We start from the raw sequence: 21,313 nt of genomic DNA, 5'->3' as shown, positions 1-21,313 counted from the left end.
GTGCTGGACGGCAGGACGGTGCTCAGAGAGGGGTGCGGGTAGGGCCACTATAGGCACGTCGGTGGAGGAGGGACAACGTTGGGGTGCCTTCAATGGAAGGCGATGGCGCTGACCAACGAATCCCTGTCCACCGGGTACCGTGTCCGTATTCGACATTCAAGGGGAGACATTGGGCAATTTCGAGACATCAGTTTTTGGGTCAGGGGGCTGGAAGAACGGCGAATCGTCTGACTGGCAACTCCGGATTTCCGTACATGACAGCAGCTTTGCCGCTGTGGACTACCGGCTCGACAGCGTCGTTGCTGGTCGCTTCTACCTGGGATTCCAGCCGCGGGATTATTTCGAGGATCCATCGGCCAGCGATCCCGTCGATCTTGCTGTTGAGTCGTCCCGGTTTTCTCGTTGGGCTTCGATCGTCCTCGGAACGGAGGTGGACCCCTCTGACTTGCTGTCGATGATGGCCGCCGAGGACATCGCTGAACCGGCCGACGTCTTTGTAGAAGACACGGTGGTTAGACTTCTGGGTCGCCTTCGCATGCCTTTGCCCGTCTGGTTGCAATCTCAAGGATTCATGTCCCACAGTGAACCCGCCGAGCAAGGAATTGAAAAGGAATGGGCCAATGTGACGGCCGCAATGACGCGAGACCTCGAGACGATGGCAGGTCGCCACTATCTTCTCGTTACCTACGATATTGGCCGTCATGATTACTCCGTCTATGGACAATTCGCGCTCAACGACCTCACCTTTCAATGCGAAGTTGTCTCGGATCGCTTCCTGCCGGCCGACGTCTGGCCTATTGACAGGCCGTACCCCTGAGCAACGGATGGTCGGCTCCCGATCAACGAAACCCTAATTGGTCCCAGCTCCAGATAGGGCCAGAAGAAGCTGCGGTACCCGTTCTGACCGCCATGCGGATGGGTCTCGGGTGCAGTGACCCCAGACTGTTCAGATGATCCTTAGGCACGTTTTAGTCCATCAGGGCGTTGCCAAGCAGGTTCGCTCTCAGCGGTGACGGCTGGGTGCTTTCACCAGTTTCGAGGCGAATACCCGTGCTATCGAGGATCTATTGTCCGAACAGTTCTGCGTGGAGTTGGTCGAGGGCTTCGGGATACCCGGCCACGTCGATGGGTCCGTACGTGGTCTCGAGTGAGACCACTCCGAAACCCGGTCCGAAGTTGACTGCTGCGAAATCCGACAGCTCCAAGTGTCCGCGGTCCGGGGGGATGCGCCCATTGACGAGGAAAGTAGCTGGACTTACCCATGAACCGTCCCGGTACTCATTTGTCACGAAGTCAACAAGCGGTGCGCGGACGGAAAGCAGGCCCCGAACCCAGCCGTTGGCCAGGCCGCCGGGCAATGGTTCGGGGGAACGAATCCAGCATTCCGTCCATCCGCGCCGTCGCCATAGCTTGAACCTAAGTCGATTAGTCGCGCGGGCTACCGCTGACCCAACCATCCACGCGGCCACCAAAATGATAAAGAACATGGGAAGCGAGTTGGGTTTTTCCCAGCCGAGTGACAGCAGAACGATCCAAGCAAAGGCCGCGCCAAAGGCATAGCCGAGGCCGATTGAAAGCAGATGCTTGATCCTCGCTCGCTTCCCGGTCATGCCACACTATAGGCAGGGTTCCCGCCCCCTGTCCCAGACAAGGCCCCATGAGTGAGGTGCTCTAACTGCCGAAGAGCTCGGCTAATTTGCAGCAGGTTTTCATGGCGCCAGTTACCACTCTTCATTGCGCGATTCGTTGTGGTGGGGGTCTTGTTTGGAGTTCGTGGCACTCGGGCTTGTTGGGTCCGAGGTGAGCTAAAAAGCTGGTCCCGGTCCTCGTCTGGCCGCAGCACCACGGCAGGGCTCGAAACTCACCCACTAACCGAAATGAGCCAGGTCAGGTCTGGCGAAGTCTCGGTTGCTTAGCTTTACCAAGAGCTCCCGACGGTTTTGACATCGTCCTTCTCGTCTCGACCGGAAGGCCCCCGGTCGGGGCCCTATGCTTCTTCCTTCTGGTGAAGCAGGAGGTCGTAGATGCAGATTGCTTTTGCGATAGGGGTGTACATAACGTGGCCCGGGGCCTCAATCTCGTTTTTGAGAGCAGCATGGAGCATGTCCATATCGATCTTGGATCTATCCATGTAGGGCAATACTCGCGCGATCTCGTGCCAAGAATTGCCTTGGAGGAAAGCCGAAAAGTTCGTGACTTTTTCCGCCCAGGCTTTGAGGTTGGTCTGCTCTCTCGGATATGCGGATTCGAAGAAGGTCATCCCCTGCGTCACGCGTAACCGGACCCTTGTTGGGACATCGTCGGATGACACCGTCCCGCCTGGATTCAGATATCCGGAAGCCCTCAGGTATTTATAGATCGGAGTGTTCGTTCGCCCGTGGAGATTCTTTGGTAGCACTGAGGAAACAACTAATTTCATTGATTCAAGATCGCTAGGAAGCATTGGATTGATTATGTCGATGAGCAGGTCATATCTGTCCCGACCGACTATCCCTTGGCCTGTCATTGTCAGCTTGTCATAAACACCTATGCCAATCACAACATCCACATCGTCGCCCTTCAAAGCATCATCAATCGACATCACATATGTCTTATTCTTCGGAGCGCTCGTCAAAACGAGCTCGGTAACTTGTTTCTTGATCCTTCGAAGCAAGTTTAGGGGAAGCCGCTCCTTCAATGTCGAGAGGGCAAGGAAGACGTCATGATACTCGGACACGGTGATTTCTAGAATTGGCAATGTCACAGCATCCATCGGATAAACAGTCCTGTTTATGCGAGGATGATTTGCGTTCTGATCCCACTGGACAAATATAAGGCGATTTTGAAGCATTTCAATATTGCTCTTCGTGAGAACATTGGCGATATTCCCGAGGATTTCACGCACGTTCTTATCAGAGAGGGAATAACCCAGAAATACAACAGGGTGTTCAACAAATATCGTGAGTAACTTGGCAGCCAAATAGGCGTTGCGGGCACCATAGTTCTCATAGTCATCTTGAGTTAGCACGAGGGAGTCTGGATCACTGTAGCTGCCGTGGATCTTGTAGATCTCCCCGACACCTTCAGGATTGCTGAAGAGCAGGTCTTCCTGCCCCACGTATACTTCCAAATCTGGGAAGAGACGCTCAAGCAGGGGATCATAGTTAGTGGTGATGATCCCCTGGATGACAGCTTTTTTGAGGATCTCCAGTTCCTCAAACTCGCTACCCTCGACAGGAAGGTTGCTCATGAGACCGCTGACGTACTCAGAAATTTCGATCTTTAGCGGCGTACTTACGAATTCGGGGTCTGGGTGAATAATCCTCGTGAGATCGTAGTCATCCGATGAGAACCAGTACGGATGGAAGTCTCGCGCCAGTTCGGTCGCAATAGTCGGGAAGTCTCCATTCGCTGCTGACGCATACTGCGCATATGGCTTATCCAGCTTTGCCGCGAACCGCGAGAGTAGGCCAGCCCAAGTTTCAGATTGGATGTATCTTCGCGACATTCCACTACCAACAAATAGGAACGGAGCCGTCTCAAATGTTGAAAGGTGGTCGTGCAGTTCATCCCTTAACGACAATTGACGTCCTCCCGTTTGCTGTCCCGATGGTCCGGGGCAGGTACCGCTCAGCACTAGCCTACGGTTGGTGCATCCCGCATCCCGTCATGCCAGGAGGCGTTTCGCCTGGGGCCCCGCGTTCTTTTCAACGCCGCGCCCCGCGTTTGAGAGAGGTCGGGCCGGATCGCAATCCAATCTTGCATCGTCACCTTGTCGGCGACCTATCGCTGAACCGTTCGCGAAATGCTCCCACGATTGATACCGCCTGCTTGGCTGAACGTGTAATTTCGGGTTCTCGCAACCTCACCGACAAGCCGACAGTGCGACAGTCGAAACGGTGAGGGGACCAGTCAAGTGATAGCGTGACTTCATGCATGAAGGGACCGTGCGAAGCCCACGCTTTCTGACCATCGAACAGGTTGCAGAGGATCTCGCGACAAGTGTCGTTCAAATTCGAAGCTTGCTCAAGTCAGGGCAATTGAGGGGTTTTCAACTCGGAGGCAGGGGCGTTTGGCGGATCGGGCGCGACGACTTGGAAGCGTATATTCAAGAGGCCTACCGGCGTGCTGCGGAGTCAGTTGCAGCCGGTAGCACCGACGAAATGAGTTAGTCCACCGGCAATGAACGAACCCCTAATAGGCGACTCGGGCGAGAGAGGGAACTCATCTACTGGCGAGGACGGCGCAGTGCGACATAAGCCGAACTCTGCAATGTCGACGTGACAACTGCCGACTGGACAATGGGCAGAATGGTCGCGTATCGACCACTCGCTTCCCAAAGCCAAGCACAATCGGAACGCTCCAGCCAAAGCATGGTGCCGTACCGCCAAAGCACGGCACGTTCATGAACGAGCATGATGTCCCTTCGCGGTCGACAACGATCAACCTGGATGGGTCCCTTTCCCGATGAGTTAGATAGGTGCGCAAAGTTGTGACCGGGGCTCCGCGAGTCTCGGGAGGACCTCTAGGTTGGATGAGATGGCTTTTTGGGGGCTAAAATACCATCGATTTAGCACTTGTTGGGTTCGTTGCATGGCGTGACAAGCTCCCGATCTTCGAGACTCAGTAGGAGTAATACTGGCTCCGCGCATCCGCACTCAGCGCAAGGTTGATTCCCTAGTTAAGAAGGTTTGCGCTCCGTGCGCCTCCCGCGCTGGAAGAAATCCAGTGTTCTACCAGTGTGTCGAGCATCGGGTTGCGGTCCGCTCTTACTGTTGTGGAGGTAATGACGTCGACTGACGCGCTTGCGTCACGGACGACGCGGTACTGATGTGCCTCGGGCGACGGGAACAGAAGCAGCGCGTGAAAGGGGTGCTGTGGATTACCCTGGTTGAAGTTTTCTGCATACCCGAGCATTTTGTAGATCTCCTCAGTACGGCGTTTGTCCGGCAGCGCTTCGCGGAACTTGGCGTCAACGAAGAGAGGAGTGGTCCCGGAGGTGACCAGGGTGATGTCCGGAATTCCTCGTAATGGGGCAGCATCCGCGTAGAACCAGCCGGCTAAGCCAAGGGGAGAAGCTCTCTGAAACAGCACGCTTACCTTCTGGCCGCGGCGCTCGAACAACGCAATCTCTTCAGCCGTGGTGTGAAGTGGGCGTATGTAGGTTGCGATGAATCCCAGCCGCTGAAGGGACGCCATACACTCGCCCAAGCACCAAATTTCGAAGATCCTGTTCCAGAAGGCGTCCCCTGAGGGAAAGCTCAGCGGAAGCGTTTCGTCATTCTCGTCGTCGGCGGGCCCAAATTGAGCGCCCCAGCGGTCTAGCCATTGCAACAACTTCCTATAGGCGCGATCATTCCCCGTTCTTCGGCGGTCAACTCTGGCGGTTGCTTCCCGGTACAACCGGGGGATCGCTGCAGCGCGAACCTGCTCGAAGCAAGGACTTTTCGTGAGGATCTCAAGCTTGGAGCGGTGGCGGCGAGCTGCGCGGTGCTCGCTGCTCTTGATCGGGAACGGGTTCGACGCAAGCCGCGTTCTGACGGTCCTCAAAACGCTCAGAGCCAGTTGGTTTTCAGGCGTGTCGTACGAGTATCGGGATCGGACAACCGGAAGTATTCGTGGGCTGGTTCGTGTTTGGCCAGGGCCTCTCTGCTGGACGTATCGAGGAAGATCTAGAAGACCTTGCAGGCCCCCACGGCTGTCCTCTCTTGCTAGGAATATTCGTTTGGAAGGGTTGTCCCGGATCTGATCGATTACGCGGTAGAGATCCGGGAGGAACGCAAGGAGCTGTCGAAAAAGGAAGTATTCGTGAAAGATCTCTTCCGATGTTCCGAGTTGGACGTCGACATCTTTGTTCTCCAGCGTCACGTCAATGTGACTACCGTGGCTTGTGAGCAGCGGAAGTGCCTGGCGAAAAATGGATTCCCTGTAACGATTTGTCTTCATCAAACGTAGCTTTGGCCCGCTACCGCGTGCCTCCTGAGCTCTGTGGCAAAGCGGCTGGCGGAGGATAGATGCGTCAGTTTTAGGGCATATGCTCCTACCTGATCAGAATCCAGGTGATCAACGTCAAACAAGGATCCAAGCTTTGCCGCCGCGGCCCAGTCCAACGCCTCGTTGGCATCCTTCTGTGGCTCAAGGCTCAGCCGGCTCAGAAAAAGCTCAACGGTGTCGATCAGAGGTGCGGTCCCGATTGGAAGGAATGGATAGTCGCTGCCTTCTTTTGCGTAGCGCACGAGCTCAATGAGGGAGAAAAGGTTGCCGAGGCGCCGGGAGTGGGCCTCAATTATGGAAACGGCGTGGTGCTCCTTGCCCGTTTTTGTCGTTAGTCGGCTGCACGCCGCGTTGACTACGATGCGGAACTCCCTTGCCGCTGGTGATTCACCTTCGGTCCATGACTCCGCCTCTGGTTTTTGAGCGGGAATATCCAGAGTAATGAATGTAAACCGCCGCCGGATGGCCAGGCTCATTGAGTTGACGAACTGCTTGTCTATGGAGTTGATCGTGCCGATGAGACGGAACGCGCCAGGAATGTATAGCATTTCGTTCTTGGAACCGTGATATTTCAAGGGCACGCCCACAGGTTCGTCAGTCCCAAGAACCGTGAAGAGTTCACCGAACGCCCTGTCCATGTTTGCTCGGTTGAGCTCATCGATAACAAGCCAATGCCCGGTTGAAGGGTTCTCCTCGGGGTCGTCCTGATTCCGAGACACGGCTCCAGCACATTCGATGACCGCAGTTGTGAAGGCGCCGTCTGTCGGAACGACTATCTCCTGTTTGGACGCTTCGTCGAACACCAGATCTTGCCGGCCGATTAGGTCATAAGCACTGAGATCCTCGCGGCCGGTAATGGTTGACCGGCCGACCCTGAAGGCACGGCATATCGCTGACGCAAGGGAAGTCTTGCCGGTCCCAGGAGGGCCCTGCAGCACGACGTGACCGGTCAGGAGCGCGGAAGCAATTTCCATGAGAACGGACTCCTCTACAAGGAGGCCAGACGTCTCTTTTTTTAGGCGGCCCAAAATGTCGTCAGGAACTTGAAGCGGGGCACGCACTAGATGTTCTGTGAGCGAAATTCGGTCGTAAAAGCTGTCTGGAAGGATGACCACCTCATCCTCGAGAGTGCCTTGGTCAACTGTACGCATCAGTCATCCTCAATCAGATAGGGAAGTATAGGTTCCGGCCTTGTTATCGGTTTGGATCGGTTGACCACGAGTCGGATCTTTCCGTCTGAAGTGCGTTGTTTGTCCTTGACCCGATAGGTGAATTTTAGGTCATGGCTGAAGATCACTCGTTGGTTGCGTCCGATCCTGCACAGAATAGAAATGTCGCCTTCTACGTGTCCCTGAGGGGTCACATTGTAGTGGTGTACCTCGGTTAGGATGGACACGGAATCGGAACCATACGGCAGAGACGGCACTTCCACGCTCGTCGCCCTGACAGCTGACTCCATAGTGGGGACAGCAGCCCCCAGATAGTCAAAATATTGGGTCTCTTCGCCACTCTTGAACGTCGGAGGCAGCGGCATCCGCGAAACAAATTGGCCCGGATCTGAGCATTCCACGTCGGCTTGAGTTGCCCCGGCTCCAATAGCAAAGCGCACCAACTCTTGGAACTCTCGTTCCACGCTGTGCCGTCTCACAGTCACCGAATCAGGCTCGTAGGGATTCTCAACTTTCGTGCTGTCCAGAAGCTGGTAGTAGAGGCCGCCATGAACGACGACCTGGTTGAGGGAGTTGTAGACGCTTTTCTTGACGTCCGGAACCTGCGATTTCGGCAAAAGCGTTCGTCCAGCTCGTAGATCTCGGACGGCTGCGATGGCGGACACTGCCTCCATGTGGCTACCGACAGTACAAAGGATGCGTTCCAGTTCCGGCCACAGGATATATTCGTCTAAATCAAAAAGGGCCGCCCAGAGGAACCAGTAAATTGGAAAGTTTGGCGCGCGGCTGGGTGCGTCGAGTCGCCGGGGTGGTCCGCAAAGTGGGAAACGAAGGAGCAGATTTATCGCGATCCAGGCGAATTCTCGCTGATCGCCTTGGTCGGCCGCCTCCAGCAGCTGCCGTCCGCCGGGCGTGATGACGATTCTGTCTGAGCCAGCCAGCACGTATAGGAGGCCAAACTCCTCGAAGGATGCTTTGCGGCTTTCGACGGCAGCGTGGTCCAGCTTGTGCTCTGCATTGGGGGACTGCCAGAAGAGCTTGACTTTCTCATAAGAGCTTTCGTTGACAAATGATTGAAGGATTTCCCATGAGAACTGGGCGTTTTTGTCGCGAAACGGGTTGGGGTACCCATAACTCGCAACCCGCCAAAAGGGCACGCTCAATGAGCCACCTCATGCGGATCCAGAGTCAGCGAAGGAAGAATGAACGAGTTGGAGGCCAAACGGCGAGGAGACTTGGCAAAAGTGAGGACCCAGTCGATGAGGATGATCCCGCCGCGACCGGCTCTGGGGAACTTCATGTAGTGCCGTCTGACTCGATAGCCGAACGAATGCTCGAGGTAAAGGCCATGCGCTTCCGCCAGTTCGATAATTGATTCGTGAATCGGAACAGTCCCTGTTCCAGTCCGGCTGTTCCCGACGACCATCACATAACGGCCGTCCGGGGTTAGTACTCGACTCATTTCACCCAGGTGGGCATCCATGAAGGCGAAGTAACTGGCGGCAGCAAGGCGCCTGGATTCAGGAAAATCAAGTACGGACATTCGGTCTCGGAGCGCGAACGGCAGGTCGCCAGGACTGGCAGGGGACTTGGCCCCCATCTGCTGGCGGCGTAGGTCGTTGAAGGCTTTGCGTGACTCAATATTGAGTTCCGGGGCGAGCCAAAAATGCTCAAGCATCAGGTTGTAGGGGTAATCGACGGAGTCGAGATATGGGGGACTCGTGATGGCAAGGTTTATGCTGCCGTCGTCGCATGTTATCTGGAGTGCGTTGCCATTTTCCGGTACTTCGACGTCGCCAACCTGTATCCCTGACGGGACGAGCTCGTCCATGCCCGCGATGGCCTTTTGTACACTCTTCTCCCATGTAGCCATGACCGCTGGAGGAATCTTTGTGCGCGTTCCAGAAACATAGGTCTTCTGTGTCTGGTCGTCGGCATTGGAGACCCAGCGGAGGATGGAGCTGAAGACCACCAGGAAGAATTCCCGCTGGTTTCCGCCCATTGGAGTTGTTAGGATCGCCGATTTCAGGGTCTGCAGATCCCGCCAGGCAGGTCGAGTGAACCAATGATCGAAATTTTCGACGCCGGCGATGGGTGTCATCAGTTCGCTGTTTATGGGACGAATCTTCGCCGCAATGTCCCTGGCAAGAATCTCCAATCGCCTAGGATCCAGCGGAGTGGACTTAACCCTGCTGATTAGACGCGCTAGGGGATTGATCTCCTGGCCGACAGCGTCGAGTCCGGCTCTGACAGCCTCAACCAAGGTAGTGCCCGAGCCAGAAAACGGGTCGAGAATCTTGCTTGACCCGTCAGCGTAGCTTCGGATGGCCCACTCTGCAACTTGGGGGATGAATTTTGCCGGGAAGCGGTGAAGCCCGTGCGTAAACCCGTTGGTTTTGTTGCGCAGGCTGAGCGACAACAGCGCGTGATCGTGGATGTCAGCCGCCAACGGGAACGATGCCACCTCTTCAAACACCGCTTCGGGCACGTCCGTGCTCACCACAGTTCCACCACGCTTTCACGCATAAACGATTCATAGCCGCGGAGTTGGTCACGCTGTTGGGGAGCGACAGTCAAGTGCCGTACAACATGGAGTTTTGCGTTCTTGAAACCTGAGGCCAACGCGACCTGGGCACACAAGGAGTCAGTCGGCATTATCACTCCTGCGTAGGCCGAATTCCCAACGACGACGTATGTGCGGGATCCTGCCTTGGTGACCCGACGGCATTGCGTGAGCACGCTCTTCATGTCTTCGAAATAGCCGCGGAGCAGTGAGGGAACCCTCGACTTGGCCGCGTAGGAATCTTGGTCCATAAGCGAAATCAGGCTTTCCAAGTCGTCATTTACATAGTCGGTGTCGCCCAGAGCCGAGCCCAGGTGCGATCGCATTGATTGCTTACGCAGCGTGTTCAGGTCAGCGTACGACTTTACGAAGCCACCAAACCACATTTCAACCTTGGTCGCTTCGAAGTAGTCGAATCGATTGGCGTACGGTGGAGAAAAAATAACAGAATCGAAAGCTTGGTCGGGAAGTCCAGGCATAATTTCAGTGGCGCTGCCTGTATGGATGACTTGACGCTTCCAAGCAGGTTGACCCACCCAAACCGACTCAGCATCTTTGAGCATATGGCCCAGATGACGGGTGAACGACTGGAGAGTGAACGCTTTCTGGTCTTCACCGAATCGTTCGAGTTGCCAAACCCCATCGATTCGCACAGAGTAACCAACCGCCTCACGTTTCTTGTTTCGGTACTTTATCCCGTTGCCCTCCTTGAAGTAACTTCCCACCGACTCAAGGATGGAAATCCAAGCCAAGAGCAAGAAGTCGTGAACGTCCTGATCCTCAGTCCAAGCCTCGATGGCGCGCCGGATCCGAAGAAGCGTTTCAAGGATGTCCGGCTCAAACATCTTGTGAGCGATCTTAAGGGCAGGCGCTGGCCAAGGATCAGAAACTAAGAGTGTGTTCGGCTGCTCGATGAACTTACGAATAGCGCCGACTTGCAGATCGTCCAGAGGAGTTACCTTCACTTTTGTGATGAAGGCGGCCAAGGGGCTGACGTCAATGCCAACAGACTCGCGATCCAGCTGTGCAGCCCCAACCATAATGGATCCGCTGCCAGCAAACGGGTCGAGGATCTTCTCACCCAAGTTCAATTTCTCGATGAGCTCGGGAGAGTAGCCCTCCCGATACTTGTACCAGCGATGTATGGGTAGGGCGGTATTGCCCCTCCAGTGCACGAGGGATCCAAGATCGGGCCGTTCACTAATCTCAAAACCAGCCTGAGCAGCCACAAGCAGATTCCGCTGGAGATCTGACATGTCTACGGCGGCGGCTGCTGGAGCTCTCAGGGCGGGTATCACCTAGCAATCATAGAGGGCGATTAGGTACCGTTTCAGCAGAGGAGGCGTGGCCAATGCGCCAGCTAGAGACCTTTCGCTTGTAGAAGGTCTTCGAGCATGCCGCCAGTGTTGTGGGCAAGTCAGTCAGCCTCTTGCCCATAGGCGCTCCTCACAGCCGTCCCACAAACACGGCGTGTCGGCTCCGCCGAGGCACAGCTTGTAGGTGCCACATTTCCGGCATCTGCGCACACCAAACCGGGCCCCGAGATACTGTGGCGGCCAGTTGGCCCGTTCAACATGTGGCAACGCTGATTTTTCAACGGCCGGACTAGGGGTCCGATTCTTACTCCTGCCATGACGTGCACTAGTAAGATCGTTCCTCGTGAGCGACGAACCCGGACTTTTTGAAATACCTACAGGACCAGTATCTGGAGCACTCCAGGAGATGCCAATTCGGCCAGAACAGGTTCAGCAGATAAGGGGGGCCTTCGAGGAGGCTGGCCTTTCAGGGCAAGAAGAACGAAAACTGCTGATTAATTCAGTGATCATCCGTGAGGTGGCGTCTCTGCGTGAGCTGCGCGCCGTGGAGGTACGGCGTGTACTCGCCGCGATCGAACAGCGGTCTGCCGCGAAACCGACGTCCAAAGGTTCAGCTTGGGCAGATCGGGAAGAAGATACCTGGATCGACAAGCTGTGAAGACAGCGCGTGTCGACCCCGTTAAGTTGGACCGCGTCATTGATGACCCCTGCACGCGGCTCGGTGCTTCAATTGTGCCGGGTCGAGCTAATTGTCGCTGGATCAACTGGCAGAGACGGCCTTCCGCACGAAAATCGCCTACAGAGACCAAACCCGAAGTCGAATCTCCACGATGCTTCCGACTAAAGCGGATGCTTGAATGCTAGAATCCCTTCAATCGGAAGCTTCGGCGCCCGGGTTATGGATGTTCGTAGGTCAGCGTCTCGGCGCAACGCTGACTCCACGACCTAAAGATACTGCAACCTATCAGACCGTTGGTGAACGGAGCTTGAGAATTGTCACGACGATCATCCAATTTGAAGCTTTTCGTTGTCCCGCGCGAAAGTTACGCAAGGCTGGACTTGCTAAGTGCGTCTGCCTGGGCTGGCAGCGGCGAAGCCATTATTGATTGCGCTGGGATCTTGTTGCAGGGCTCTGCTAGTGACAAGAAACGTCGCAGTGCATCGCGGGCCTCCGAGCGCTCACTCAAACTTACAAAATTTGGTCAGCAGATTCTTGGCCCATCCTCAAACGGTTCATTCGTCGGATACATGAATTCAAGCAACCGTGTCTTGAGGGTTCCTTTGTCATTACCTGAAGAGTCCTATCGTCCTGGAAACGTCCAGGACGAACAGAAAGTTTGGGGCAAGGCTATGAATGAAGTCATCCACCACGACAGCTATAGTTTGCCGGAAGGTTCCTTGGAAGTGAGCTCCGGTGAGTATTTTGAATGGTACAGACGGGACGGAAAATGTTCCTTTCTTTGGTCCTGTTCCCTCTCTTTGAAGGACGTTATGCGGAAGTCTCAGCGCGTCCTTGGACTGCCGCCGGCGAATGCTCATGCCGTCATTACCATTGATGGACAGGATTTGGACGCGTCTACTTCTCGCGATGTCATGAAATTGGCTATTGATGATGAACCAGCTCACTTTTGCCGGGTGAACTATGATCGGGTGGCACTTGCTTGGACGGCACCCAGTCCAAAGTTGGACAGGAATGATGTCAACTTCGGCGAGTTCGCGATGATGGTGGACGCCGACTCCATGGGAAGCCTCCCCGCTGTTTTACAAGAGACTGCCACACCGCTAATTGCCCACATGGCGCAACGGCTAGCCCACGAGTTTTCTTCAGCCTTGCACCAGGATTCGCCAAGTCAGGAAATATGATGGGCGGGCTCGCGGAGAGACGAAACCGACGACGAATGGCTCGGGCAGAAGACGCTGGATGGTTGAAGATCGACTCGTTCCTGTTCGATAGGGGCGATGGGCAGCCAATCGAGTCTCTGGGTGCGTGCCCTGAAGCTGTACACAAGGTCGTTGTAACAAACAGGGCGCTCGTGCCTATTTCGTATAGTGGCTGGTCGGATCTCCAGGACGATTCAATGTCGTATTCCGGTCACGAAGCGTCGTGGCGTTTTGAAGACAGCTTTGGGCTCGATGCGGACTTCGCTGAGAACGTCCACAAAAGGAGTCTCAAGCATGAAGCTGTCGAACGGCATGTTAGTCAGCACAAGATTGTGATTGAAACGTGGATCGCGCCTGCCTCCGGAGGACCCACCACACGAGGTGCAAAGAAGACGCACCGAATAGACTGCGAAATGCTTTAAATGAGTTGGGGTTCTGCGGAGCCGTTTTTAATTTCCGCGCTAATCCAGATTGTCTCGCCGGTGATGACGTCGGTTCTCGCGCCCCTACTGGAACGATCGCTGCATGAGTTCGAGTCAGAGAGTGTTTATGAAGTAGTTGAGGACCATAGACGTCCGGTGGAGTCGTCTGCACGCGTTGGTGACAGCCTTCCGCACATGTATCGAGCACCAACGTTGAAGGTCCTTTTTGCTAAGTACGCCGACACCACGGCGGCAGTCACTGGCATGATTCCGGTTGCCGTTTCTGTTAGCCGAATATCCGGCGCGATGGCCGTGTATGTCTTCTTGGCCTCACTGATTGTCGGATTCGGAGTCGCTTTTTGGCTCTCAAAGATGTCGCTGTTTCGGTATAAAAAGTTGAGGCGGTTGGTCTTCGGACCTGTGTCGTTGGGGCTTGCGGCCTTCAACTTGGCGCTCTTCGTCGTGCTTCTGATATGGGCACCCTAGCGCAACCGCGGCAAGCGGCCATCGCTCACCCTGGCAATAATACGCAGAGTCTCCTAACGGTACCGACTGTCATTTCCTATCCGTGTCGGGAAGCACGATACTCCTGGGTTCCCCGAAGTTGACGACTGAGCAACGGTGGCGAACCGGACAGCTTGAACCACGGAACGGGCAGCCCGATTATCGCTCTTCGTAAGGACTCAAACCAAGCTGAGCCGACTCGTCGCTGCAAATGCCGATGTACCAGCGGGCAAGGCGGTGAAGGACAATGCATACACTCGCCACTACGGAGGACTTTCGTCATGATTCCGCCGTTTGCGCTTCTTCGAATAGCACCCTTGTTCACTTAGCCGCAGTTTGATCATTGTTCTCACAACTTTCTCGGCTTGGGCGGTTGAGATGATCCATCGGCGGTTCTTCGTTTCCAATGTGATCGCAGGCCATCCCACGATCAATCCTCGGGTTTTCGCGCGCACGAGTCGCAAGCCGTATCCGTCAGCGAGGGATGTGTCCGGCGCCATGCTCACAGCGACAACGTCTGAGATCGACACTTTGGTTGTATAGAACGGCGCGCAGCGCAGGACGATTTTCTCCTCAGCTATAGCGATGGAGACGGTCATCTGAACAGCCGTCCAGGTAAGTACGATGACGCCGACGGCCATGAGGAATCCGGGCAATGCGATGCCCCGAGACCAGAGCTGACACGACTAAATCGATGACTGAAGCGCCGACGATTCTCCAGATCAGTCTTTTGGAACGACCTGCCAGCCGGGCCTCGGATATCACCATGTCTTCCCCCAATTCCTGCCCATCTACGGTCTTCTGTGCCGCCTTCCGAGCACTCGCTACTGTACTTGTGAGTAGATAATCCAGGCCGTTGAGCGACGGCAATCGCTATTTTGACTGGGGCGGGAAGCCACTTTGATGCCATAAGCGATGCAAGCGCGACAACTAACAACACGAAATAGACAATGCCAAGGACAGGAGTAGCCCGGGAGACGAATTCTGGGTTAGCCGAATCAGTTGCGCTCGACGCGACCGTCCTGCTTTGTTTGCTTCTTATAGACAAGCCACGTCGCGAGATTTGCCACCGATGCGCCTACCGACAGGATCCCCATCATGATCTGGTTGGTAGAGAACGCGATGGTAGCAACGATCAAAAGCATTACGGCTGCGGAGAGGGTCAGAAGTTTCATGACGCAGTCATCCGCATCCCAAGGCAAGCGACAGACCGCTAAGTTGGTGCCGGTTCATAATCCCCCCAAGGTTTAGGTTGACATAATTTGGTTAGGAAAGTTGGTCAGTTGTTGAGCTACTGAGGGCCCCGTCCTGAAAGAAAGGTAAACCTGCGGATACCCGTCTCCGTGTGGAATAGGTCCAATCTCCGTGTGTTTTGGGCGAATCTCCGTGTGAAAATCGCAAAATTCAGTGTGGAAGAGCCGGCGTCTACGTGTTTTGGGCTAAGGGTGTCTACGTGTTGGCACCGCCCCGTCGTGCTCGGCGGCCGAACCACATGCGAAGTGGACGCAACCCCTCAGCTGCCGGTCGCCGTCGTACACCCCACCCACCGAGACGCAGCGTGCCGCCTACTCCCCGGAATCAGGCTCCGGCAGTTCCTGCGTCCCGGACCCGGGTTCCTTCCTCGGAGACTCGCCATCCGGGCTGCCGAGCTCGTCGGAGTAGGGTGCGCGACCGTGAGGGGACGTGTCGATGAGTTCGTTGGCGGCCATGGCCAGGAGGTCGCGTTGTAGGACGGGCAGGGAGAGGAGGCCTTGGAGATAGGCTTCCACCTCGTACTCGCCAACTTCGCCGCCCAGGCTGAAGTACTTGAGCCAGAGTTCGCCGACGTTGATTTGTGCTGACTTCATGGCAGCGGCCAGCATGCGCTGCTGTTGTGGTTCGTGCGGATCGAAGCCCACGGGCCGGCCTTAGTCCAGGGCCGCCGGAATCCCGGCGACGAGATCGGCACTGATCTGGCCCAGCGTGCTGTTCTGCAGCCGGGCCCGGCGCATCAGTTCTGCAAGGGCCATGTCAACGGTCAAAGAGTGGCGCTGCATCAAGATGCCGCAGGCGCGGTTGACGAGGTCTCGACTGTGGAGGGACTCCGCCAGGGCCTCGCTGATGCGGTGTGGCGCTTCGCTGGCCTGGATATTCGCCAGCAGCGTCGCTGCCGGGGCGGCGAATAGTTTCAGCACCCGGGCCGCGTCCTCGCCGAAAGCGCCGGCACGGTCCGAGTAGATCTTCAAGGCGCCGATGCATTCTTGCTCGGCGATCGAAGGGGTGCTGACCACCGCATGGATGGGCATGCCCTTCACCGCGTCAGACCATTCGCGCCACCGTGGATCAGTTTCGATGTCCCGGACGATCACCGTTTCCTCCATGGCCCAGGCTGTCAGGCACGGCCCCTGGCCCAATTCATATTGGAGTGCGTCCGCGCGGGTGACCACGTCGTCCGTCGATGCACTGCTGGTCAGCCTGCCCCTCGAGTCCAGGATGGAGACCCCCGCGCCGCTCGCTCCGGGCACGGAGTCCTTGATGGCACGGGCAAGCAACCGCACGGCGCGGTCCACTTTCTCTTCCGTCAGCAGCAGGCCCTGGATTCGCGCGATAACGGTCGACAGCTCATCCAGCGGTAGTTTCCGCGCCATAGTCCTCATTCATCTAGGTCCAGTGCATCGAGCCGCAGCGTTCCTGTGAAAGAGAATTCAACACGGCAGTTGGTGCGCTGTTCCTAGCTTAGTCCGCACCATTCCCCGCGCTTTGGCTATTCGTCGAAGTAAGCTTCTGGATCCGTCTCGCCCGAAACGGAGGCAATGACATGAGCGGCAATGTCCCGGAGTTTGACGTTCCGGCTGTTCGACGCCCTGGTCAAGACCTTGAAGGCCGTGTCGCGGCCGCATCGGTTCTGCGCCATGACAATCCCGACTGCGGTATCGATCGTCGAGCGGGACTGCATGGCTGCAGTGAGATCGTCCTTGGCGTTACGCAACTGGGAGATCTTCAAAGCCAGGCGAAGGGACGTTGTTGCGCCCTCGGCGAATTCCTCCGCGGCGGTAATGTCCGGTCCTGTAAACCCGTGCGGGGTGGTCGAATAGAGGTTCATGACGGCCTCGGTTTCACCGTCCAGATCAAGCGGCACTGCCAGGATGGCTCCAACGCCGTTCCGCCAAACAGCCTCCATGTAGTCGCTCCAACGGCTTTCGTGGCGGCTATCGACGACAAGAACCACCGAATTGTGCCGAAGCGCCGTGAGGCACGGCCCGTCGCCGAACTCAATCTGCAGTTCATCGAGAGCGCCCACTCTTTCATCGCTGCTGCCCGTGGTGACGCCCTTTTTCCTTGTCACAACGGTGACGCCGCACGAGACGGCGTTGGAGGCAGTTGTCAGCGCGGCCGCTGCAAGGGTCGCTAGCTCAGCAAGGAATTCGTCCAGGTCGACGCTCTCCAAAACAAGATCCTGGAGGGTCACGCCAAGATCCTGGTTCGGGTAGGCAGCCAAGCCGGCCGACGCAGTGCGGGTGGGCCCCCGCTCCGCACTATTCATGTGTCCGCCATCCTTTTCGAATCCAGTTCCCGCATCGCCTCTGTGTCCAGTTCCCGCATTGCCAAGGCCAGAAGGTTCATTTGCGATGGGGGGAGCTCGCCGAGCTCATGAAGGTACGCGTCCACAGCCATTTCATCCACATCGCCCCCAATCCCGTAAAAGTAGGCCCACACCCCAGCCAAGGCCGTGCGGCCGTCACGGTACCATTCGGCGGCGCTTCTCCGTTGCGCGGATGCCCACTCAGGATGACGCAATCCCGACCCCTCACGATTATTCATGGGACGCACCAGTGGAAGTCCAATCGAGGGGGCCTGAGGCTTTCAGGATATCGGTGGCGATGTCATGAAGACGCCGGTTGTTGTTCCGCGCAGCAAGCTGAAGGAGTTCCATGGCGCGGTCCCGCCCACAACGGTTCTGGAGCATGATCAAGGACAGCGCCGCGTCCACCACGGCCCGCGCTTGGAGGGCCGAGCGCAAATGTTCAGGGTATGGCTCCGGGACGTGAAGCCGCAGCGCCAACCTCAGCGTCTTCGAAATTGTCTCCGCATGCTCCAACACGCGGGCGACGATGGCCGGGTTGAAAGTGCCGGGTGCGTAGGCGTAGCAATTCAAAGCTGCGCGTGAGGAAGAGTCCGTCTGGATCGGCACTGCGAGGACAGAGCGAATACCTTCGCCATCCACCTGGTGGGCGTACTGTGCCCAACGGTCGTCGGCCTGCAGGTCGTCAATCAGCACGCGATGTTGGTGACGCAAGGCCGTAAGGCAAGGGCCGTCGTCGAACGCGTATTGCTTCTCGTCCAAGCGCTGCGCCGCAGCGGTGCTGCTCGCCACCGTTGAGGGACCGGCATCCCGCTCGACAGTGATGGCGCACAAAAGAGGTTCCTGGCCGTCCAACAAGGAAGCTGAGATGGTGGCCAAGCCCAGGAGAAATTCGGTGAAGCCCGGACTTTCAAGCAGGAGGTCCTGCAATTGTTCCGTAGTGGGTACTGCGTTGTTGTTGGCCATGCGGCCTCGATTCCAAGGGGTGCCCAGGATCCCCAACCCGGACCTGCAGCCGTGCCCGCTCGCGCGCTGCACAGCCCTGATATTCAATCCCCGGATCCGAACGACCATCCCGAAATCTCCTAATTCGACACTACGCCCTCGTGGGAACTTAAGACACGAGAGCCCGTGGACGCGGGCGGAGAAGGCTCAGACCTCACCTTTAATGGTGCTGGTTCTAAGGTCCAGCGAGGGCTTGGGGGACTGGATGGGCGAAGTTTTCGGTGGCCGCCCAGGACGCGAGGAGTTTGAGGGCTTCTTCCGAGGGACTGCCGGGAACCGCGGGGTAAACCGTGAGGGTGTGGCCTGGGTCGTCTTCGAGTTCCATGGCCTGGTAGGTCAGTTCCAGGAGCCCGACCACGGGGTGGTTGAAGAACTTGGTGCCTGAATAGTGGCGGCGGACGTTGTGTGCTGCCCAGCGCGCGCGGAATTCGTCGCTGCGCATGGAGAGTTCGCCGACGAGTGCTGCGATGTCTTTGTCGTGGGGGTTGCGGCCCGCGTCGCGGCGCAGTATCGCGACGTTGACGTTCGCTGCACGGTCCCAGTCGGGATAGAAGTTGTGGGCGCGGGGGTCCAGGAAGATGAAGCGCGAGTGGTTCGCGGGGCGTGCCGGGCCGCGGTACATCTCGGAGTAGAGGGCGTAGCCGAGGGCGTTGGCGGCAACGATGTCCATGCGGTTGTTGCCGATAAAGGCCGGGGCGCCGGTGATGGCGTCGAGTAGATACTGCATCACGGGCCGCACGGCCGACGCCGGTGGGCTCGCGGGTTTCCGCGCAGCGGGACCGGCCGCACGTGCCAGGTCGTAGAGGTGGTCGTGTTCGGCGCGGTCAAGCTCCAGAGCCCGAGCGATTGAGTCGAGGACGCTGTCCGAGACCCCGGTGAGGTTTCCACGCTCGAGGCGGGTGTAGTAGTCGATGCTGACCCCGGCGAGACGGGCGACTTCTTCCCTTCGGAGACCCGCCACTCGGCGCCGGCCGCCGATGGGCTCGATGCCCGCCTGCTCGGGGGTGATGCGTCCTCTGCGGGAGACCAGAAACTCTCGTACCTCGGCTCGGTTATCCATATGGAAACGGTACGACGTAACCACGAACGGTTGGGAGGTTCTGCCATAACCCGTTTCGGCAGGGCCCTCGCTACGCCTGCGCATCGAGGGTTTCATGGAAATCGAAGGTCAAGCATTCGATGAAATGGAGCACCAGCGTATGCCCGTGAGCACGACGCCGACAACCACACGGGCTGCGACGGCAGGGACCGTCCCGGCAGCACTAGTCGCCACTGTCATCTTCTTGACTGCAGTCGCACCCCTCGCCACCGACATGTACGTCCCGGCGTTCCCACGCGTGTCAGAAGAGTTCGGCACCTCGGCGTCATCCGTGCAGCTGACCCTGACGACGTTCTTTGCCGGGATGGGACTCGGGCAACTGGTCGGGGGTCCGTTCAGCGACCAACGCGGCCGACGCCTGCCGCTTGTGGCGGGCACGATACTCATGACCATCGCGACGGTTGGCTGCGCCCTGGCCCCGAGCATCGGATTCATGATGGTTGCCCGGTTCCTGCAGGGCTTTGGCGGGGGATGGGCCATGGTGATCGGCCGCGCCGTCATCGTGGACTTGGCCCACGGCCCGCAGCTGGTCCGGGTGCTCAACGTCGTGATGGGGATTGGGGGCGTGGCACCGATCATCAGCCCTCTGCTGGGCGCGGTGATCCTGCAGCTGACCGGGTGGCGGATGACCTTCTGGACGCTGGCGGCACTTGGTGTCCTGATGACCCTTTGTGCGCTGTTCGTCGTGCCGGAATCCCTGCCGCCCGGGAAACGTCACGCGGGCGGACTGCGTGAATTCGGGCACGCGGCGCGCACTGTCCTGGCGAACCGCCGGTTCGTTGGATACGTCCTGGTGGCATCTTCGGCATTCATCGCCTTGTTCGCCTACGTCGCCACGTCCGCGTTCATCCTGCAGAACATGAACGGACTCTCCCCGGTGGCGTACTCCATCGTCTTCGCCGCGAACGCCGGCGGGATGACCATCGCCGCCCTCGTCTCGGCGCGGCTGGCAGGCCGGGTACCCACCCGACGAGTCATCCTCGTAGGACAGGCCATCGCGCTCGCCGCTGGCATCGTCATGCTTGCCGGGGCCCTCTCGTGGGGCACTCCTCTACTCGTGGCAATGGGCAGCTTCTTCGCGCTCATGGTGGCCCAGGGACTGATCAATACCAACGGCGGTGCCCTTGCCTCGGCCGAAGTACCGGCGCACCCGGGCACGAGTTCCGCCGTCCTTGGCCTGGTGCAATGGACCACAGCCGGCATCATCGCGCCGATCGCAGGGTTGGGCGGCACGGACACAGCCGTCCCGATGGCAGCCATCATGATCGTCGGGGCCCTGCTGTCCCTCGTCGGCCTCCTCATCGTGGCCCGGCCCAGCACGCCCGCGGGGCGTTCACCAGCCCCACGCGATTCCAAGCAAGCCGAAATTGGTTGATATGACCTGGGTCACTTATGCTGGTAGAGGTCAAGCAGCTGGCTTTCTCGATTTAGTACGAGGAGGTCAGTCATGGCACCTATTCAACCCGGTCACCCCCATGTTCCCGCTGCACGGCGCCGGGGATCCTGGACGCGAGACACCTCCGATGAATCTTGGCGGAACCACCTACCCAGGCACAGTGCGCTTCAACAACTCTTTCGGCAATGGCCATCCGTGCCCTCGCGCGAATTGGAACGCATCCGTCTTGTGCTTCTTCACTGCGACGAAATAGCCCACACGGCGGCAACCCACAGGCTCTCCGAACCAGCGCAGGCGTTGCTTGACCTCGTGACGGGCGAACTGGAGCGGCGACGCGAATCGGGACATCATCAACCGCTCAACAGCAGCCCGGCTTCCCGGCATCCCGGACTGCCCAAGCTTGCTCCTGTACGCCGTCGGGGA

Annotated in this window: 21 protein-coding genes; 6 read left to right on the top strand and 15 right to left on the bottom strand. The window is 57.7% G+C overall.

What is annotated here, in order from left to right; translation table 11 throughout:
- Positions 1–169: 169 nt before the first annotated feature.
- On the top strand, positions 170–817 hold the full coding sequence (locus VLA65_RS01715; protein ID WP_332601621.1) for a hypothetical protein: 648 nt from the start codon (positions 170–172) through the stop codon (positions 815–817).
- Positions 818–1,064: 247 nt separating this feature from the next.
- Here the strand turns inward: VLA65_RS01715 and VLA65_RS01710 are convergent, their stop codons facing one another.
- Positions 1,065–1,289, bottom strand: a complete 225-nt coding sequence (locus VLA65_RS01710) for a hypothetical protein (protein WP_332601620.1) — start codon at positions 1,287–1,289, stop codon at positions 1,065–1,067.
- A 698-nt stretch (positions 1,290–1,987) separates the two neighbouring features.
- Positions 1,988–3,562 carry an SIR2 family protein gene (locus VLA65_RS01705; RefSeq protein ID WP_332601619.1) on the bottom strand — a complete coding sequence of 525 codons (1,575 nt, stop codon included), beginning with the start codon at positions 3,560–3,562 and terminating at the stop codon, positions 1,988–1,990.
- A 349-nt stretch (positions 3,563–3,911) separates the two neighbouring features.
- Between VLA65_RS01705 and VLA65_RS01700 the strand changes: the two genes are divergently transcribed.
- Positions 3,912–4,151 carry a helix-turn-helix domain-containing protein gene (locus VLA65_RS01700; RefSeq protein ID WP_332601618.1) on the top strand — a complete coding sequence of 80 codons (240 nt, stop codon included), beginning with the start codon at positions 3,912–3,914 and terminating at the stop codon, positions 4,149–4,151.
- A 505-nt stretch (positions 4,152–4,656) separates the two neighbouring features.
- On the opposite strand, the gene VLA65_RS01695 is transcribed toward VLA65_RS01700, so the two are convergent.
- From VLA65_RS01695 to VLA65_RS01675, 5 genes are all read right to left on the bottom strand, one after another.
- The gene (locus VLA65_RS01695; RefSeq protein ID WP_332601617.1) at positions 4,657–5,847 is read right to left on the bottom strand and encodes a hypothetical protein; all 1,191 of its coding nucleotides are present in this window, start codon (positions 5,845–5,847) and stop codon (positions 4,657–4,659) included.
- 77 nt (positions 5,848–5,924) lie between these two features.
- Positions 5,925–7,124, bottom strand: a complete 1,200-nt coding sequence (locus tag VLA65_RS01690) for an AAA family ATPase (protein ID WP_332601616.1) — start codon at positions 7,122–7,124, stop codon at positions 5,925–5,927.
- Positions 7,124–8,305 carry a hypothetical protein gene (locus VLA65_RS01685; protein ID WP_332601615.1) on the bottom strand — a complete coding sequence of 394 codons (1,182 nt, stop codon included), beginning with the start codon at positions 8,303–8,305 and terminating at the stop codon, positions 7,124–7,126. Before VLA65_RS01685 ends, VLA65_RS01690 begins: the two co-directional genes overlap by 1 nt.
- Positions 8,302–9,642 (bottom strand): DNA methyltransferase, encoded by a 1,341-nt coding sequence (locus tag VLA65_RS01680; RefSeq protein WP_332601614.1) that lies wholly within the window; start codon positions 9,640–9,642, stop codon positions 8,302–8,304. Before VLA65_RS01680 ends, VLA65_RS01685 begins: the two co-directional genes overlap by 4 nt.
- A complete protein-coding gene (locus tag VLA65_RS01675; RefSeq protein ID WP_332601613.1) occupies positions 9,639–10,790 on the bottom strand; it encodes a hypothetical protein in 1,152 nt (383 codons plus the stop codon). Before VLA65_RS01675 ends, VLA65_RS01680 begins: the two co-directional genes overlap by 4 nt.
- Positions 10,791–11,364: 574 nt before the next feature.
- Here VLA65_RS01675 and VLA65_RS01670 point away from each other — a divergent pair.
- From VLA65_RS01670 to VLA65_RS01660, 3 genes are all read left to right on the top strand, one after another.
- Positions 11,365–11,679 (top strand): hypothetical protein, encoded by a 315-nt coding sequence (locus VLA65_RS01670; protein WP_332601612.1) that lies wholly within the window; start codon positions 11,365–11,367, stop codon positions 11,677–11,679.
- A 356-nt stretch (positions 11,680–12,035) separates the two neighbouring features.
- Entirely contained in the window at positions 12,036–12,884 is an 849-nt protein-coding gene (locus tag VLA65_RS01665; RefSeq protein ID WP_332601611.1) for a hypothetical protein, read from the top strand.
- Positions 12,885–13,324: 440 nt separating this feature from the next.
- A complete protein-coding gene (locus VLA65_RS01660) occupies positions 13,325–13,810 on the top strand; it encodes a hypothetical protein (RefSeq protein WP_332601610.1) in 486 nt (161 codons plus the stop codon).
- Positions 13,811–14,091: 281 nt separating this feature from the next.
- On the opposite strand, the gene VLA65_RS01655 is transcribed toward VLA65_RS01660, so the two are convergent.
- From VLA65_RS01655 to VLA65_RS01620, 8 genes are all read right to left on the bottom strand, one after another.
- Positions 14,092–14,469 (bottom strand): hypothetical protein, encoded by a 378-nt coding sequence (locus tag VLA65_RS01655; protein ID WP_332601609.1) that lies wholly within the window; start codon positions 14,467–14,469, stop codon positions 14,092–14,094.
- Between the two features lie 357 nt (positions 14,470–14,826).
- Positions 14,827–15,003, bottom strand: coding sequence for a hypothetical protein (locus VLA65_RS01650; RefSeq protein ID WP_332601608.1), 177 nt, complete (start codon positions 15,001–15,003; stop codon positions 14,827–14,829).
- Between the two features lie 390 nt (positions 15,004–15,393).
- Positions 15,394–15,726, bottom strand: coding sequence for a hypothetical protein (locus tag VLA65_RS01645; protein WP_332601607.1), 333 nt, complete (start codon positions 15,724–15,726; stop codon positions 15,394–15,396).
- Positions 15,727–15,735: 9 nt separating this feature from the next.
- Positions 15,736–16,455 carry a GAF and ANTAR domain-containing protein gene (locus tag VLA65_RS01640; protein ID WP_332601606.1) on the bottom strand — a complete coding sequence of 240 codons (720 nt, stop codon included), beginning with the start codon at positions 16,453–16,455 and terminating at the stop codon, positions 15,736–15,738.
- 116 nt (positions 16,456–16,571) lie between these two features.
- Entirely contained in the window at positions 16,572–17,351 is a 780-nt protein-coding gene (locus VLA65_RS01635) for a GAF and ANTAR domain-containing protein (protein ID WP_332601605.1), read from the bottom strand.
- Positions 17,348–17,629 (bottom strand): hypothetical protein, encoded by a 282-nt coding sequence (locus VLA65_RS01630; protein WP_332601604.1) that lies wholly within the window; start codon positions 17,627–17,629, stop codon positions 17,348–17,350. The genes VLA65_RS01635 and VLA65_RS01630 overlap by 4 nt, the downstream gene beginning before the upstream one ends.
- On the bottom strand, positions 17,622–18,356 hold the full coding sequence (locus VLA65_RS01625; protein ID WP_332601603.1) for a GAF and ANTAR domain-containing protein: 735 nt from the start codon (positions 18,354–18,356) through the stop codon (positions 17,622–17,624). Before VLA65_RS01625 ends, VLA65_RS01630 begins: the two co-directional genes overlap by 8 nt.
- 214 nt (positions 18,357–18,570) lie before the next feature.
- A complete protein-coding gene (locus tag VLA65_RS01620) occupies positions 18,571–19,455 on the bottom strand; it encodes a helix-turn-helix transcriptional regulator (RefSeq protein ID WP_332601602.1) in 885 nt (294 codons plus the stop codon).
- A 145-nt stretch (positions 19,456–19,600) separates the two neighbouring features.
- Here VLA65_RS01620 and VLA65_RS01615 point away from each other — a divergent pair, with 145 nt between their 5' ends.
- Entirely contained in the window at positions 19,601–20,869 is a 1,269-nt protein-coding gene (locus VLA65_RS01615) for a multidrug effflux MFS transporter (protein ID WP_332601601.1), read from the top strand.
- Positions 20,870–21,313 lie beyond the last annotated feature (444 nt).

The sequence above is a fragment of the Arthrobacter sp. S2(2024) genome (assembly GCF_036662515.1).
Classification (GTDB): Bacteria; Actinomycetota; Actinomycetes; order Actinomycetales; family Micrococcaceae; genus Arthrobacter.
Note: the sequence above shows the minus strand (reverse complement) of the source record. Positions and strands in the feature narration are given on the sequence as shown.

What these genes read in the sequence shown, in the direction of transcription:
- VLA65_RS01620 (WP_332601602.1), bottom strand. Translation starts at nt 19,455, where the DNA reads ATGGATAACCGAGCCGAGGTACGAGAGTTTCTGGTCTCCCGCAGAGGA.
- VLA65_RS01640 (WP_332601606.1), bottom strand. Translation starts at nt 16,455, where the DNA reads ATGGCGCGGAAACTACCGCTGGATGAGCTGTCGACCGTTATCGCGCGA.
- VLA65_RS01630 (WP_332601604.1), bottom strand. Translation starts at nt 17,629, where the DNA reads ATGAATAATCGTGAGGGGTCGGGATTGCGTCATCCTGAGTGGGCATCC.
- VLA65_RS01700 (WP_332601618.1), top strand. Translation starts at nt 3,912, where the DNA reads ATGCATGAAGGGACCGTGCGAAGCCCACGCTTTCTGACCATCGAACAG.
- VLA65_RS01655 (WP_332601609.1), bottom strand. Translation starts at nt 14,469, where the DNA reads ATGGCCGTCGGCGTCATCGTACTTACCTGGACGGCTGTTCAGATGACC.
- VLA65_RS01650 (WP_332601608.1), bottom strand. Translation starts at nt 15,003, where the DNA reads ATGAAACTTCTGACCCTCTCCGCAGCCGTAATGCTTTTGATCGTTGCT.
- VLA65_RS01660 (WP_332601610.1), top strand. Translation starts at nt 13,325, where the DNA reads ATGAGTTGGGGTTCTGCGGAGCCGTTTTTAATTTCCGCGCTAATCCAG.
- VLA65_RS01635 (WP_332601605.1), bottom strand. Translation starts at nt 17,351, where the DNA reads ATGAATAGTGCGGAGCGGGGGCCCACCCGCACTGCGTCGGCCGGCTTG.
- VLA65_RS01690 (WP_332601616.1), bottom strand. Translation starts at nt 7,124, where the DNA reads ATGCGTACAGTTGACCAAGGCACTCTCGAGGATGAGGTGGTCATCCTT.
- VLA65_RS01625 (WP_332601603.1), bottom strand. Translation starts at nt 18,356, where the DNA reads ATGGCCAACAACAACGCAGTACCCACTACGGAACAATTGCAGGACCTC.